This is a genomic window from Sinorhizobium sp. P24N7, from assembly GCF_042436655.1.
GTDB classification, from domain to species: Bacteria; Pseudomonadota; Alphaproteobacteria; order Rhizobiales; family Rhizobiaceae; genus Sinorhizobium; species Sinorhizobium meliloti_A.
Genome location: NZ_JBHMIW010000007.1, coordinates 368,852 through 383,426 on the forward strand (window position 1 = coordinate 368,852; position 14,575 = coordinate 383,426).

Genomic DNA, 14,575 nt, shown 5'->3' on the forward strand with positions numbered 1-14,575 from the left:
CGTAGTCAGCCGCGGTCGGGAATCCTGACCGATATGATGGTGCCGACATTCTCTGCCGAATGGATCTTCATCGTCCCGCCGTGAAGCCGCGTCAGCGAACGGGATATGGCGAGCCCGAGCCCGGAGCCGCCCTTGCTCTTGGCATATTGGCTCTGCACCTGCTCGAAGGGCTGGCCGATCTTCTGCAACGCGCCCTTGGGAATGCCGATGCCGGAATCGGCGATCGTCAGCGTGACGGCGCCCCTCACCTTGCGCGCCCGCAAGGAGATGCGGCCGCCTTCATTGGTGAACTTGACCGCATTGGAGAGGAGATTGAGCAGGACCTGCTTCATCGCCCGGCGGTCGGCGAACATCGTCAGGCCGGAGGATATCTGCTGGACCACGCGGATGTTCTTTCGCTCCGCCGGAATCGCCGTGAAACGAAGGGTCTCCTCGATGAGTGGCGCGAGATCGATCCGCTCGCGCGTGATGCGCATATGGCCGGCCTCGATCTTCGACATGTCGAGTATGTCGTTGATGACGTTGAGCAGATGCTTGCCGCTCTCGAAAATGTCGCGCGAATACTCGTGGTATTTCTCCGAGCCGAGGGGGCCGAACATCTGGTCCTGCAGGATTTCCGAGAAGCCGAGAATGGCGTTCAGCGGGGTGCGCAGCTCGTGCGACATGTTGGCGAGGAATTCGGACTTTGCCCGGTTCGCGGCCTCGGCGCGCTCTTTCTCCGCCTGATAGTTCGCGTTGGCGACGGAAAGTTCGGCCTTCTGCTGCTCGAGCGTTACGCGGGAGGCGGACAGATCGCCGATGGTTGCCATCAGCCGCCGCTCCGATTCGCGCAGGCGAACTTGATGCCGCTTGAGGAGCGTGATGTCCGTACCCACCGAGACGAGCCCGCCGTCGCGCGTGCGCCGCTCATTGATCTGCAGCCAGCGTTCGTCGGCAAGCTGAACCTCGCTCGTCTGCGAGTGATTGCTCCGGTCCGGATCGGCGACGCGCCTTTCGACAACGGGCCTTGCCGCCGCAGCGTGGACGATCGTGCGTTCGGTGCCGGGCACCAGCACGTGGTCGGGCAACTGCCAGGCTTGCTGGTAATGGGTGTTGCACATCACCAGGCGATCGTGCTTGTCCCAGAGCACGAAGGCCTCCGAGGTGCACTCGATCGCGTCCGCCAGGCGCTGATCGGCCTCGGCGTAACGCTGCGCAAGCCTGTGTTGCTCGGTCACGTCCATCGCAATGCCGATCAGATGCGTCCGGCCCGACACGGTGCGGATCACCTGGGCACGCGCTCGAAGCCATACATAGTGGCCATCCGCATGGCGCATCCGGAACACCTGATCGATCTGGCGCTCGTTGCCTTTCGCGATCGCCCGAGCGACCCGGTATATGCCCCGGTCTTCGACATGCATGAGACGGGCGGCATCGCCGAACGAAAGCACGCTCGCGTCGCCCGGCATTCCCAGCATCTCGTACATCGAGCGGGACCAGAAGAGGCGCCGGTTGTCGAGATCGAAATCCCAGAGGCCGCAGCGTCCACGCGAGAGCGCCGTTTCGACGCGCAGGTTCGACTCGGCAAAGACCGCATCGGCATCTCGGGCGCGCTTTGCCTGGATGTAATAGGCATAGAGGACGACCATCAGGATTGCCGAAACGCCGGCAAACAGCGTGACGTTGAGTGAAATTTCGTCACGCCAGGCCGCTTCGAATCTGGCGATCGACGTTGCCGCCAGAACCGCGCCGCCGGAATCCGGCAATTGCCGGAGAGCGATGAAATGCTCGATGCCGTCGATCGACGCTCTTACCACACCGGCACCCTCGCCGTAATATTGCAGCGTCGCGACCTCGGGAGCGATTGCGGAGAGCGTGCGCCCGATGAGATGGACGCCATCCTGCGTCCCGGCAAAGACGCGTCCGTCTCTGCGGACCGTCAGCAGGAAAATTCCGGCGTCCAGGATTTCGGCAGGCAGAAGTTCGGTGAGCCGGCGTTCGACCTCCCAGCGGCGGCCATCGGCGAAGAGTTCCGATCCGCCGGTCTGGAAAACACCGGCTGCCGCTGCGGCCGCGAGGCTGACCGTCCGGCGGGAGGAGGCTTCCATGCGGGCATGCTCGTCCATGATGCCCGACATCCGTGAGATCGCCACGATGAGAAGAAAAGCGATAATGAGGACCGGGATGGACCGCTTGAGCATCGGCTCGGCCATTGCGAGCTTCTGCGAGGCCGGTTCGGCAAATATCTTTGCCTGCTCGATGAACTCCCGTTCGAGGCTCGAAAAGCCCGGAAACTTGAGTCGCAACCGCCCTTCGGCTGCGCTTCCCCGTCGCGCGTCCGCCATCTTATCCAATTTGTCGTCCTCGAAAAGCGATCCGCACGCGACCATGCCGCAAGGAACGCTTGATTCTTCTCAGTCCGAAACGTCGGTCCCGTCTTTATCGGTTTCCCGGAAGCGGGCGTTTCAGTGATTCGGCGCGCCGCTCGCCCGAATCTGACTCAATGAATCACAGGGCGATTCGCCTTGTCCAGAGGTAACGGTAAAGATTTGTTAACCATATTTCATCGTTGGGAAATGATAGCCGGACTGCCAGAGCCGACTTCGGGCCAGATCCACGACGGTTTCAGGTCGATCCGACCTGAAACCGTCGTGTTCGGCGGTGTGCCGGTGCTCTGGTCAGTGCTTGTCTTTGAGCATGCGGTCGACGATGTCGCTGACATCGGCGGAAAGATTGGAGGCGCGCGCGATATCCTCGAGCGCGCTGCGGGCGTGGCCGGCCCGGATCTTTTCGAGCGACCGCCAGGAGCGCATCGACGTCAGAATACGCGCCGCAAGTTGCGGGTTGCGCGCATCGATGTCCAGAATCTGCCGGGCAAGGAAACGATAGCCTTCACCGTCGATGCGGTTGAAGCCGGTGGCATTCGCGAAGGCGAATGTGCCGACCAGTGAGCGAACGCGGTTCGGATTGCTGGCATTGAAGAGAGGATCCGACATCAGCGCCCGAACGCGGTCGAGCGTCGATGCTCCGGGAATCGTCGCCTGAATGGCGAACCACTTGTCGATGACCAGCGCGTTGTCGGCAAAGCGCTTCTTGAACGCGGCCAGGGCGTCCGCCGTCTCTTCGGCGCCCGGAAACCGATGCGCAAGAAGCGTCAGCGCCTGGCTGAGGTCGGTCATGTTGTTGGCGGACCGAAACGCATCAGCGGCTTTCTCCGGTTTTCCGTCGGCATAGACGAGGTAGGTGAGCCCGGAATTGCGCAGCGCCCGCCGCCCGGCGCTGTCGGCATCGGGACGGAACGGGCCGGACAGGGACATTTCGTTCACCAGTCGCGCAAAGGTGTCTTTGCCGGCAGTGGCGATGGCGGCCAGAATAGCCTGGCGGCCGGCGTGAATGGCATCCGGGTCGTTGTTGCCGCCGATTTCGCGGCCTATGTCGGTTTCGCTCGGCAGGGACAGCACTTGCGATCGGAACGCCGGCTCCAGTCGGTCGTCGCCGGCTGCGACAAGCAGGGCGTCGACGAGCGCATCGTCACAGGCAACCGGCTGGCCGGTACGCGCTTCCGCTGCCGCCTTGACGAGATTGTCGAGGGCCATCGCGTTCAGCGCCTGCCAGCGTGCGAAGAGGTCGGTCTCGTGGCGTGCGATCAGCGCCCGGTGCTCGGCGCTTTGCGCCAGGTGCAGATTGACGGGCGCGGAGAAGCCGCGATTGAAGGAGGGGACCGGCTCGGATGGCATGCCGGAAAAGGTGATCGTCTGTTTGCGCTCGGTCAGGTGCAGTACGTCGCCGGTGATCTCGGCGCCGGAGACGGCCGAGGGCCTCGCCTCGCTTCCGTCCGGAAGCAGCAATCCGAAGCGGAGCGGGATATGCATCGGTGCCTTGCTGCTCTGCCCGGGCGTCGGCGGAACGGTCTGCTCCAGCGATAGCGTGTATGTCTGGCTGGAGGCGTCATAGGTGCCCGCAGCGGTGACGAGCGGCGTTCCGGCCTGATGGTACCATAGCGAGAACTGCTTGAGGTCGCGGCCGCTCGCAGCCTCGAAGCAGGCAACGAAATCCTCGATCGTCACCGCCTGGCCGTCGTGCCGCTCGAAGTAGAGGTCCATTCCCCTCTTGAAGTGGTCGCGGCCGAGGATCGTCGCGATCATCCGCGTGACCTCGGATCCCTTCTCGTAAACCGTCGTCGTGTAGAAATTGTTGATTTCGCGGTATTGCGTCGGGCGCACCGGATGGGCGAGGGGGCCGGCATCCTCGGGGAACTGCTCGGATTTCAAGTGCCGCACTTCGGCGATCCGCTTCACGGCGCGCGAACGCATGTCGGCGGAAAACTCGTGGTCGCGATAGACGGTCAGGCCTTCCTTCAGGCAGAGCTGAAACCAGTCGCGGCAGGTGATGCGGTTGCCGGTCCAGTTGTGGAAATATTCGTGGGCGATGATCGCCTCGATATTGGCATAGTCCGCATCGGTCGCCGTCTCGGGATCGGCGAGCACGTATTTGTCGTTGAAGATGTTGAGCCCCTTGTTCTCCATGGCGCCCATGTTGAAATCGGAAACGGCAACGATCATGAAGATGTCGAGATCGTATTCGCGGCCGAAGACTTCCTCATCCCATTTCATCGACCGCTTCAGCGCTTCCATGGCGTAGGCGGCACGCGGCTCCTTGCCGTGCTCGACATAGATCTTGAGCGCGACGTCGCGGCCGGAAGCGGTGGTGAAGGTGCCCTCGACGACGCCCAGATCGCCGGCAACGAGCGCGAACAGGTAGCTCGGCTTCGGATGCGGATCGAACCAGGAGGCAAAATGACGGCCGTCGCCCATGTCGGCGCCGCCGAGATAGTTGCCGTTCGAAAGCAGGAGCGGTGCGGAAGCCTTGTCCGCGATGATGTTCACGGTATAGACCGCCAGCACGTCGGGGCGATCCGGGAAGTAGGTGATGCGGCGGAAGCCTTCGGCTTCGCACTGGGTGCAATAGACGTCGCTCGTGCGGTAGAGGCCCATCAGCTTGGTGTTCGTCTCAGGCGACAAGGCCGTCGTGACGGTGATCTCGAAGGGCGCCGCTTCCGGCAGGCCACGAATGGTAAGCGTGTCGTCCGTCGCTTCATAGAGCGTGCCGGGAATCGCTTCCTGGTCGAGCAGCAGGCCGGTCATGGTGAGCTCGTCGCCGTCGAGAACGAGCGGTGCAGAGGGGCTGACGCCTTCGCGGCGATGGAAGATCATGCGCGCCTCGACCTTCGTTTCCCTCGGGTCGAGTTCGAAAGTCAGGTCCACCCTCTCGAGTACGAAATCGGTCGGCCGGTAGTTTTCCAGATGAACGATCTGGCCAGTGTTTGTCCGCATGGTCAGTCCTGCTTACGCCTTCTTGCTCTTTTGATTTGTAGAGGGCGCTCGTGATGGTGAAAAGCCAAGATCCGAGATTTACGCACGAATGTGGTGCCGGCGACAGTACATCCGGCAGCAAAAACGCAGGGCCACTCCCGCCTCTTATTGACCGAAGGTTTATCGGAGCGGCACTAACAAGAACTAAATCCGTGACGATTTTTTCGGGCTTGCTAAATAACCTGCAGACCCATCTTTCTTGGCAACAAGCTTTGCATATGCGGGCGAATTCATCACGAAAAAACCAGCTCCATCACGAAATTTGATCCAACATGCTGCGCAAGCACGGCTAAGGTGGCGTGGTCCTTTCGCGGCCTTGCCGCCGCGTCCTCCCGTTTCTGTTGGCCTTCCGACCGGTTCGCCGATGTCAGTTTGAAAAGTTGCGTTTCATGGATGCGGACGATGTGAGCCCGATGAAGGGGATTGTGCTCAAGGTGCTCTCCGTCGTCGTCTTCGTGTGCATGTCGACCTGCATCAAGGCTGCGGGCGACGATATCCCCACCGGCCAGATCACCTTCTATCGCTCGGCTTTTGCGATGGTGCCGATCCTTGGATTTCTGGCATGCCGTGGCGCATTGCGGGATGCGTTCAGGACCACTGATATCACCGGACACCTGGTGCGCGGCTTTGTCGGCATTCTCGCCATGAGTTGCGGCTTTTACGGCCTCGTCCATCTGCCGCTGCCGGAGGCGATTGCGATCGGCTATGCCATGCCGCTGCTCGCTGTCGCTTTCGCGGCAATTTTTCTGGGCGAGATCGTGCGGCTCTATCGCTGGTCTGCGGTGTTTGTCGGGCTCGTCGGGGTGTTTATCATCTCCTGGCCGCGGCTTACGCTGTTCAACGAAGGCGGCTTCGGGTCGGCCGAGGCCAAGGGTGCCGTCGCCGTACTGCTTTCGGCAGCGCTCGGGGCAACGGCGATGGTGCTCGTGCGCAAGCTCGTGCAGAAGGAGCGCACGCATACCATCGTCCTCTACTTCTCCCTTTCGGCCGCGGTGTTCTCGCTCGCGACGCTGCCTTTCGGCTGGTCCGAGCTTTCCTGGCAGGCCTTCGTTCTCCTGACGATCGCCGGCTTTTGCGGCGGCGTCGGGCAGATCCTGCTGACGGAAAGCTACCGCCACGCCGATATGTCGACGATCGCTCCCTTCGAATACACGTCGATCGTGCTCGGCATAGTCATCGGCTACTTCCTCTTCGGCGACGTGCCGACCTTGACCATGCTTGCCGGGACGGCGATCGTCGTCGGCGCGGGCATCTTCATCATCTACCGGGAGCATCGGCTGGGACTGGAGCGCAAGGGCGCGCGCAAGCACGTGACGCCGCAGGGATAAAGGGATGTGCTACTCGGCGCGTTGCTCCCAGGCAGGAACGGTATCGTCCTCGATGAGTTCGCCTGCGTCCTGCTGTGCGAGCGGACCGGTGACGTCGGGACCGGGGGTCGGCAGCACCGTGGTCGCCTGAAAATCGGTCTTCGCGACGAGGCCGTCATGCTGCTCGCGCTGAAGGATGCGCCATGCGGCATAGCCGCTGTAGAGTGCAAAATACACGGCAAGCGCGATGAACAGTGCGACGGGGCCAAACCGGTCCATGACCGGACCGACCATCAGCGGACCGGAGATCGTGCCGAGGCCGTAGGTGATCATCAGCCCGGATGAAATCTCCACATATTCGTCGGGGCGGGCAAGGTCGTTGGCATGCGCGACGTTCAGCGCGTAGATCGGGAAGAGGACCGTGCCGATGCAGGCGGCGAGCGCATAGAGAACCGGGGGACTGCTCGCAATCGAAACGGACATGGCAAGGCACGACACGACGCCGGCGATGCCGCAGGCAACCATGACGATGCGCCGGTCCATCCGGTCCGAGGCGCGGCCGATCGGGACCTGGGAGATCGCGCTGCCGGCCAGAAGCGACGCGAGTAGTGTCGCTCCCTCGCCGGTCGAAAGGCCGATCTTCTGGGTGAAGACGCCGCCGAGATTGAGCCACGCGCCCGAGAGCGCACCGGCGAGAAAGCCGCCGACGACGGCGACCGGCGAGCGGCGATAGAGTGCGGGGATATCGAAATTTGCCCGTGCCGGGGGGGCCGGCATCGGCGAGGAAGAAAGGGCGGTCGGCAGCAGGGCGAGCGAGAACAGCACGCCGCATAGGATGAACAGGGAGGTGTTGCTCGGATCGCCGAGCGGCACCAGGTACTGTCCGCCGATCGTGCCGACCATGCTGGTGATGAGATAGAGCGAGAAGAGCAGGCCGCGATTGTCGTTCGTCACCCGCTCGTTCAGCCAACTCTCGATGACGAGATAGCTTCCGGCAATCGCAAAGCCCGACACGGCACGGAAGCCGATCCAGGCGCGCCAATCGACGACGAGCCCGCACATCAGGATCGCGATGGAAAGGAGCGTTATCAGGGCTGTGAAGACGCGGACATGGCCGACGCGCAGGACGAATTTAGGCGTGACGATGCAGGAAAGGGTGAACCCCAGCGTGTAGCCGGTCGCGAAGATCGAGATGGTGAGGGTCGACCAGCTTTCCGCCACGGAGCGTACAGGGATGACATAGCTCTGCAGCCCGAATGCGACCATCATCAGGAAGGTCGAGAGCATCAGGCTGAAAACGGATGCGAAGTTCGCCAGCATCGGCGCTCCTGGAGAGGGGATTAAGGAGCGGCTTCGTTTCGGCTCGGCCGATGAACTTCGTCACTCCGTCAAAACGAATCGAGAGTGGCTGTAACGAAGTTCCGGGGCGCTGTCGATTGCGACAGGGAATGGCGAAATGGCGCAGCCGGAAAGGCTGGAGCGTGATGAGGAAAGTGTGTGCGGATTTCCGCCCGCATCCGCGTTTCACCAATTGGAATCGATCACGTTGGTTCAGGTCGATCCGGGACCCAAACGTGCCCTATCTCGGCAGCAACTGGCTCGCCGCGCCGTGATCGGCGCGGAACCCGTCGCTGGCGATGCTCAGGCGGCTGTACTCACGAGACGCGCGGACGGCGGTGCGAATGTCGGAGACCGTGTCGACGAGACCGCGAATGCCGTCGAGCGGCTTGGACATGATCGTTCTCTCCTGCAGTCTTTCCGGCGCAGGGCGTTCAGCGCTGGATGAATTCGGCGAAGATCTGAGCCGGGCGGGTCGTCCGCGCGAGACCGATTGCTGTCAGCTGCTCGTTGGCAGCCGACCCGAAGCTGTTGAACGGCGCGCGCGAGGAGGCACCGGCGTAGCGGAGCGTCTCGAAGCTGCTGTGAATCGGGCGATAGCGGGCAGTCATGGTTCAAATCCTTATCCATTCCTCCCGTCGTGCTATATTGCGGTGCAGCATGGGTTTTGCAATGCGCTAAAACGCCACTCAGACATGCGCAAATCGCATGGCTTTTTTCACACCTTGTTCATAAATCGAGCAGTTGTATCAGCCGAGGCGCGACTTGAACGCCAGCAGGTCCAGCCAGGCAAAGCGCTTGTTGACGGGAGCGGCGACAAGGTCCTGCGGATGCAAGGTGGCGAGCGTTGGAATGCCGGTGCCGCCAAAGGTGAGCTCCCGCCATTCGCCGCGCAGTTGATGGATCGTTTCGCCGCCGAAGAAGAAGCGGGCGGTGAAGTTGCCGAGCAGAAGCAACTGCTTGGGTTCGGCCAGCGCGATCTGACGCTCGATGAACGGCCGGCAGATATCCGCCTCGCGAGCGCTCGGAACGCGGTTTCCCGGTGGCCGCCAGGGCACGGCATTGGCAAGAAGCACGTCCTCGCGCGAGAGGCCGATGCCGGACAGCATCCGTTCGAGCATCTCGCCGTGCCGCCCCGCAAAAGGGCGGCCGTCGCGGTCGTCATCCGCATAGGGCATCGGACCGATGATCATGACACCCGAAGCAGCACTGCCTTCGGCAAAGACGAGGTTGCGGGCGCTGTTCCTGAGGTTGCAGCCGGCAAAGGCCTCCATGGCCGTGCGTAGCTCTCCCAGCGATCGCGCGGCATCGGCGACGAACTGCGCCTCCTTGATGGCCTGCTCGTCCGGTATCGCAACCACCGGAGGGGATGCCGGAGGCGCGGGGCGACGCTCGCGCGAGGGGGCGGCAAGGGGAGCAGGCTGCTGCGGTTCAACTGCGGTCGCGCTGGTTTGCGGCACGGCGCGGCTTTGCGCGCGCCTGATTCTCATTGCCTCGAATTCAGCGAGCCGATCGACCGGTTCTTCTTCGAGGAGCCACTCGACACCCGCCTCCGCATGGAAGGCGAGAAGGGCAGCGAGTTCGGAGCGGGAGAGGTCGTTGGCCGAGATCATGGGGCGAATGTAACAGATCGGTGGGCGTGGTCCACTGCACGTTCCTCAAATCTGTGGTGGCAGGGACTGCCTTCAGGCCGCCGCTGTCCAGGCCGCGATGTCGTCGCGCTCGCCGATAAGCGCCAGGCCATGGGCGATCGACAGGAGCTCGCCGCCGCTCTCGATGCGCTCTTTGCCGAAGCGGTTCTCGAAGAGACGGCGAATCGCCGGCACGAAGGATGTCCCGCCGGTCAGAAACACCTTGTCGATCCCGTCCGGTGTTGTCGCAGACGTTGAAAGGACCTCGTCAAGCGCCTCCTCGATGCGGGCAAGGTCAGGCGCAATCCAGGCTTCGAACTCTTCCCGGTGAACGGTACGGCGTGCGCGCTCGCCCAGCGGCGCAAAGGCGAATTCGGTCTCCTCAGCCTGCGAGAGCCGCATCTTGGTGGCCGAGACCGCCTGATAGAGTGGATAGCCTTCGTCATGCTCGATGAGCTCCACGAAGGACTCCAGCTTTTCCGGCTCCAGGCTTGCGCGCACCAGCTTTTTCAATTCGGTGAAATCTCTCAACGTCTTGAAGATCGAAAGCTGGTTCCAGCGGCCGAAATTCGCGTAGTAGCTCGACGGCACCTCAAGCAGCTTGTCGAAGCTCTTGAACAGACTCCCCTTTCCGATGAGCGGCGAGACGATGTTGTCGATAATCCGGAAGTCGAAATGGTCTCCCGCGATGCCGACGCCGGAATGTCCGATCGGCGTTGCCGTCAGTCGACCGGCCTGGCTCTCGAACCGGATGATCGAGTAGTCGGTAGTGCCGCCGCCGAAGTCGGCGACGAGCACCGTCGCGTCCCGATCGAGGTTGCGCGCGAAATAGAAGGCGGCCGCGACCGGTTCGTACACGTAATGGACTTCGGGAAAACCCATGCGGGTAAGCGCGCGATTGTAGCGTTCGAGGGCCAGTTTCTCGTTCGGATTGGCGCCCGCAAACTGCACGGGACGGCCGATGACGACACGCCTGAAGGTGGGCTCCCAGTTACTGCCGGCATAGTCCCTGAGCCGCGTCAGGAAACGCTGCATCAGGTCCTCGAACTCGTAGCGCTTGCCGAAGATCAGCGTGCCCTGGAAGAGCGCGCTCGCGGCAAAGGTTTTGATCGACTGGAGGAAGCGGCATTCGCCCGGATTGTCGATGAATTCGCGGATTGCCGCCTGTCCTGCTTCGACTTTCAGGGGCGAGGGACCGGCATCCTTCAGGAAAGAGAGCGCCGTGCGCGTCGTGTCCGATCTCCCGACCGGGCTTTCCACGACGATGGAGCGCGTCGAGGCGCCTTCGGCCTGAGCCAGTACCGAATTGGTCGTGCCGAAGTCGAGGCCTAGGGCGAACGCCATGATCGTCTCCGTCTTGTCGGTGATGCGGCTTGCGGGGTGGGGCGGGCCTCCTCGCATGCGAGCGCTGCAAAAGCAAGCTGTCGATCGGCCAGATCCGCCCAAATGCATTTACGTTTACGTTCAAGTAACATAGTAATCTCATGAACTCATGCGCAAATGCAGAGACAGTCTGTCGCATCCCGGCTCGACAAGGTTTACGGCATTTGTCATGACGGGATGATTTGGCCGGGAACGGAGCCGGCAGAAGACCGGCAGAACTGGAGAGTGTAATGACCGAGCAACAAGAACTCCCCGAACGCGAGAGCATGGAATTCGACGTCGTGATCGTCGGGGCGGGACCGGCTGGTCTTGCGGCGGCGATCCGGCTGAAGCAGGTCAATCCGGAACTCTCGGTCGTGGTTCTGGAGAAGGGCGCCGAAGTGGGCGCGCATATCCTCTCCGGCGCCGTGGTCGACCCGATCGGCATCGACCGGCTCTTGCCCGGCTGGCGCGACGAACCGGACCACCCGTTCAAGACGGAAGTCACCGACGACCAGTTTCTCTTTCTCGGCCCCGCCGGCTCGGTCCGCCTTCCCAATTTCCTGATGCCGCCGCTGATGAACAATCACGGCAACTACGTCGTCTCCCTCGGCAATGTCTGTCGCTGGCTCGCCACCCAGGCGGAAGCGCTCGGCGTCGAAATCTATCCGGGTTTTGCCGCAACCGAGGTCCTCTACAATGACGAGGGCGCGGTGATCGGCGTTGCCACCGGTGACATGGGCATCGAGCGCAACGGCGAGCCGGGGCCGAACTTCGCCCGCGGCATGGAGCTGCTCGGCAAGTACACCCTTATCGGCGAGGGCGTGCGCGGCTCGCTCGCCAAGCAGCTGATCGCCAAATACAAGCTCGACGAGGGGCGCGACGTGCCGAAATTCGGCATCGGCCTGAAGGAACTCTGGGAGGTGAAGCCGGAAAATCATAGGCCCGGCCTCGTGCAGCATTCCTTCGGCTGGCCGCTCGGCATGAAGACCGGCGGCGGATCCTTCCTCTATCACCTCGAGGACAATCTGGTCGCCGTCGGTTTCGTCGTCCATCTCAACTACAAGAACCCATATCTCTATCCGTTCGAGGAGTTCCAGCGCTTCAAGACGCATCCGGCGATCCGCGGCACCTTCGAGGGTGGCAAGCGGCTCTCCTACGGCGCACGCGCCATTACCGAGGGCGGCTACCAGTCTGTGCCGAAGCTTTCCTTCCCCGGCGGGGCTCTGATCGGCTGCTCAGCCGGTTTCGTCAACGTGCCGCGCATCAAGGGCAGCCACAATGCGGTGCTGTCGGGCATTCTCGCGGCGGAGAAGCTCGCCGAGGCGATCGCCAACGGCCGCGCCAATGACGAGCCGATCGAGATCGAGCGCGGCTGGCGCGAGAGCGCCATCGGCCAGGACCTGAAACGGGTCCGCAACGTCAAGCCGCTCTGGTCGAAGTTCGGCACCGCGGTCGGCGTGGCGCTCGGCGGTCTGGACATGTGGACCAACCAGCTCTTCGGCTTCTCCTTCTTCGGCACGCTGAAGCACGGCAAGACCGATGCGCAATCGCTCGAGCCGGCCGCCAAGCACGAGAAAATCGACTATCCGAAGCCGGATGGCGTGCTGACCTTCGACCGTCTCTCCTCGGTGTTCCTATCGAACACCAATCACGAGGAGGACCAGCCGGTGCATCTTCAGGTGAAGGATTGGGATCTGCAGAAACGCTCGGAATACGAGGTCTATGCCGGCCCGTCGTCGCGCTACTGTCCGGCCGGCGTCTATGAATGGGTGGAGAAGGACGGCGAGCCCACTTTCGTCATCAACGCCCAGAACTGCGTCCACTGCAAGACCTGCGATATCAAGGACCCGAACCAGAACATCAACTGGGTGCCGCCACAAGGGGGCGAAGGGCCGGTCTATCCGAACATGTGAATGTTCGGAGAGGGAGGCCCGCACGGACTCCCGTGATGAGAAGGGGGCGAAGGGCCGGTCTATCCGAACATGTGAATGTTCGGATAGACGGGTCGAACGCCCCTGTCCGAACACGCAATTGCACTTCTGGAAAGGCCGGCGAGCGTTCGCCGGCCTTTTCGCATGTCCTTATAAGTCGTCCACCTTCCGACGTGGATGATGGGGGTCGCCGGCAAATGAATTTAAAAAAGGGGGTTAAACCCATCAATTATTTGTGTAGTTTGACAAACGGCAGGAATGTCAGCCGCTGACGCAAATGGGAAAGTGTTCGCCGGAAAGACACGATAGCAATGTGGGCGGTACCGGTCCGAACAGGTATCGGTTGACCCGCGAGCTGTCGCGCCCCGGCATCGGATCGGGGCGGGTGCTTGTTCCGTTCACTGTCAGCAGCTGCGGTGAGGCTGGCAGTCCGCCATAGAGACACCGCCAAAACAGAGGGAGCCGAAATGAAAAAACTTCTTGCAACGACATGCCTGGCCGCCGGTCTTTTGGGACTCGGCAGCGCGGCATCGGCGGCGGAATGCGGCGATGTGACGATTGCCAACATGAACTGGCAGAGCGCCGAAGTCCTGGCGAGTGTGGACAAGTTCATTCTGACCGAAGGCTACGGCTGCAGTGCGGAGCTCGTCGTCGGCGACACGGTGCCGACCATCACGTCGATGATCGAGAAGGGCGAGCCGGATATCGCGCCGGAGGGCTGGGTCGACCTGCTGCCGGACGTGGTGAACCGCGGCCTCGAAGAAGGCAAGCTCGTAGGCGCCGCAGTCGCGCTTTCGGATGGCGCTGTACAGGGCTGGTGGGTTCCGAAGTACATCGTCGATGCCAACCCGGACATCAAGACGATCGACGACGTCCTGAAGCATAAGGAACTCTTCCCCGATCCGGAGGATCCGAACAAGGGCGCGATTTTCAACGGTCCTCAAGGGTGGGGCGGCACGGTCGTGACGACGCAGCTTTACAAGGCCTATGGCGCCGAGGCGGCGGGCTTCACGCTGGTCGATACCGGCTCGGCGGCTGGCCTCGATGGCTCGATTGCCAAGGCCTACGAGCGCAAGCAGGGTTGGGTCGGCTACTACTGGGCCCCGACAGCGCTGCTCGGCAAGTACGAGATGGTCAAGCTCGAGCATGGCGTCCCCAACGACATGGCCGAATGGAAGCGCTGCAATACGGTTGCGGATTGCCCGGATCCGAAGAAGAACGATTGGCCGAAGGACAAGGTCCAGACACTGGTAACCAAGGAATTCGCCGACCGCGCCGGCCCGGCCATGGAGTATCTCAACACCCGCGCCTGGACGAACGACACGGTCAACAAGCTCATGGCCTGGATGACCGACAATCAGGCGAGCGGCGAGGAAGGCGCGAAGCACTTCCTCGAGGAAAACCCGGACCTCTGGACCAAGTGGGTCTCGCCCGAAGTCGCCGAGAAGATCAAGGCTGCCCTCTGATCGACTCGCCTCGAATGAACGGCGCGCGTAAAAGCGCGCCGTTTTTTGTTTTCTGCTGCATAGTTTTCGAAGGAAGGCGCAAGATTTCGTTCACCGCATGTCGGTTTGAGAATAAGATTGCGTGGCTTCATCGTTTACACCGCGCGTTAGCGTTAAAAGGCAGGCGGTAAAGCAATAACAACCATA

10 protein-coding genes are annotated in these 14,575 nt (G+C 62.1%); 3 read left to right on the forward strand and 7 right to left on the reverse strand.

What is annotated here, in order from left to right; translation table 11 throughout:
• Positions 1–5: 5 nt before the first annotated feature.
• Entirely contained in the window at positions 6–2,333 is a 2,328-nt protein-coding gene (locus tag ACFHWW_RS15165) for an ATP-binding protein (RefSeq protein WP_198516714.1), read from the reverse strand.
• Positions 2,334–2,657: 324 nt separating this feature from the next.
• A complete protein-coding gene (pepN, locus tag ACFHWW_RS15170; protein WP_379939005.1) occupies positions 2,658–5,312 on the reverse strand; it encodes an aminopeptidase N in 2,655 nt (884 codons plus the stop codon).
• A 428-nt stretch (positions 5,313–5,740) separates the two neighbouring features.
• Here pepN and ACFHWW_RS15175 point away from each other — a divergent pair, with 428 nt between their 5' ends.
• Positions 5,741–6,679 (forward strand): DMT family transporter, encoded by a 939-nt coding sequence (locus ACFHWW_RS15175; protein WP_018094566.1) that lies wholly within the window; start codon positions 5,741–5,743, stop codon positions 6,677–6,679.
• 9 nt (positions 6,680–6,688) lie between these two features.
• Here ACFHWW_RS15175 and ACFHWW_RS15180 read toward each other — a convergent pair whose 3' ends face one another.
• From ACFHWW_RS15180 to ACFHWW_RS15200, 5 genes are all read right to left on the reverse strand, one after another.
• Positions 6,689–7,978 carry an MFS transporter gene (locus tag ACFHWW_RS15180; protein WP_275596568.1) on the reverse strand — a complete coding sequence of 430 codons (1,290 nt, stop codon included), beginning with the start codon at positions 7,976–7,978 and terminating at the stop codon, positions 6,689–6,691.
• A gap of 259 nt (positions 7,979–8,237) precedes the next feature.
• Entirely contained in the window at positions 8,238–8,393 is a 156-nt protein-coding gene (locus ACFHWW_RS15185) for a hypothetical protein (protein ID WP_379939008.1), read from the reverse strand.
• A gap of 37 nt (positions 8,394–8,430) precedes the next feature.
• Positions 8,431–8,607 (reverse strand): hypothetical protein, encoded by a 177-nt coding sequence (locus tag ACFHWW_RS15190; protein ID WP_100672030.1) that lies wholly within the window; start codon positions 8,605–8,607, stop codon positions 8,431–8,433.
• A 138-nt stretch (positions 8,608–8,745) separates the two neighbouring features.
• Positions 8,746–9,609: a uracil-DNA glycosylase family protein gene (locus ACFHWW_RS15195; protein ID WP_379939010.1), complete on the reverse strand. Its 864-nt coding sequence runs from the start codon at positions 9,607–9,609 to the stop codon at positions 8,746–8,748.
• 72 nt (positions 9,610–9,681) lie between these two features.
• Positions 9,682–10,971 carry an Hsp70 family protein gene (locus ACFHWW_RS15200; protein WP_379939012.1) on the reverse strand — a complete coding sequence of 430 codons (1,290 nt, stop codon included), beginning with the start codon at positions 10,969–10,971 and terminating at the stop codon, positions 9,682–9,684.
• Between the two features lie 269 nt (positions 10,972–11,240).
• On the opposite strand from ACFHWW_RS15200, the gene ACFHWW_RS15205 reads away from it, so the two are divergent.
• Positions 11,241–12,905, forward strand: a complete 1,665-nt coding sequence (locus tag ACFHWW_RS15205) for an electron transfer flavoprotein-ubiquinone oxidoreductase (protein ID WP_379939015.1) — start codon at positions 11,241–11,243, stop codon at positions 12,903–12,905.
• Between the two features lie 485 nt (positions 12,906–13,390).
• The gene (locus ACFHWW_RS15210) at positions 13,391–14,389 is read left to right on the forward strand and encodes an ABC transporter substrate-binding protein (RefSeq protein WP_324763113.1); all 999 of its coding nucleotides are present in this window, start codon (positions 13,391–13,393) and stop codon (positions 14,387–14,389) included.
• Positions 14,390–14,575 lie beyond the last annotated feature (186 nt).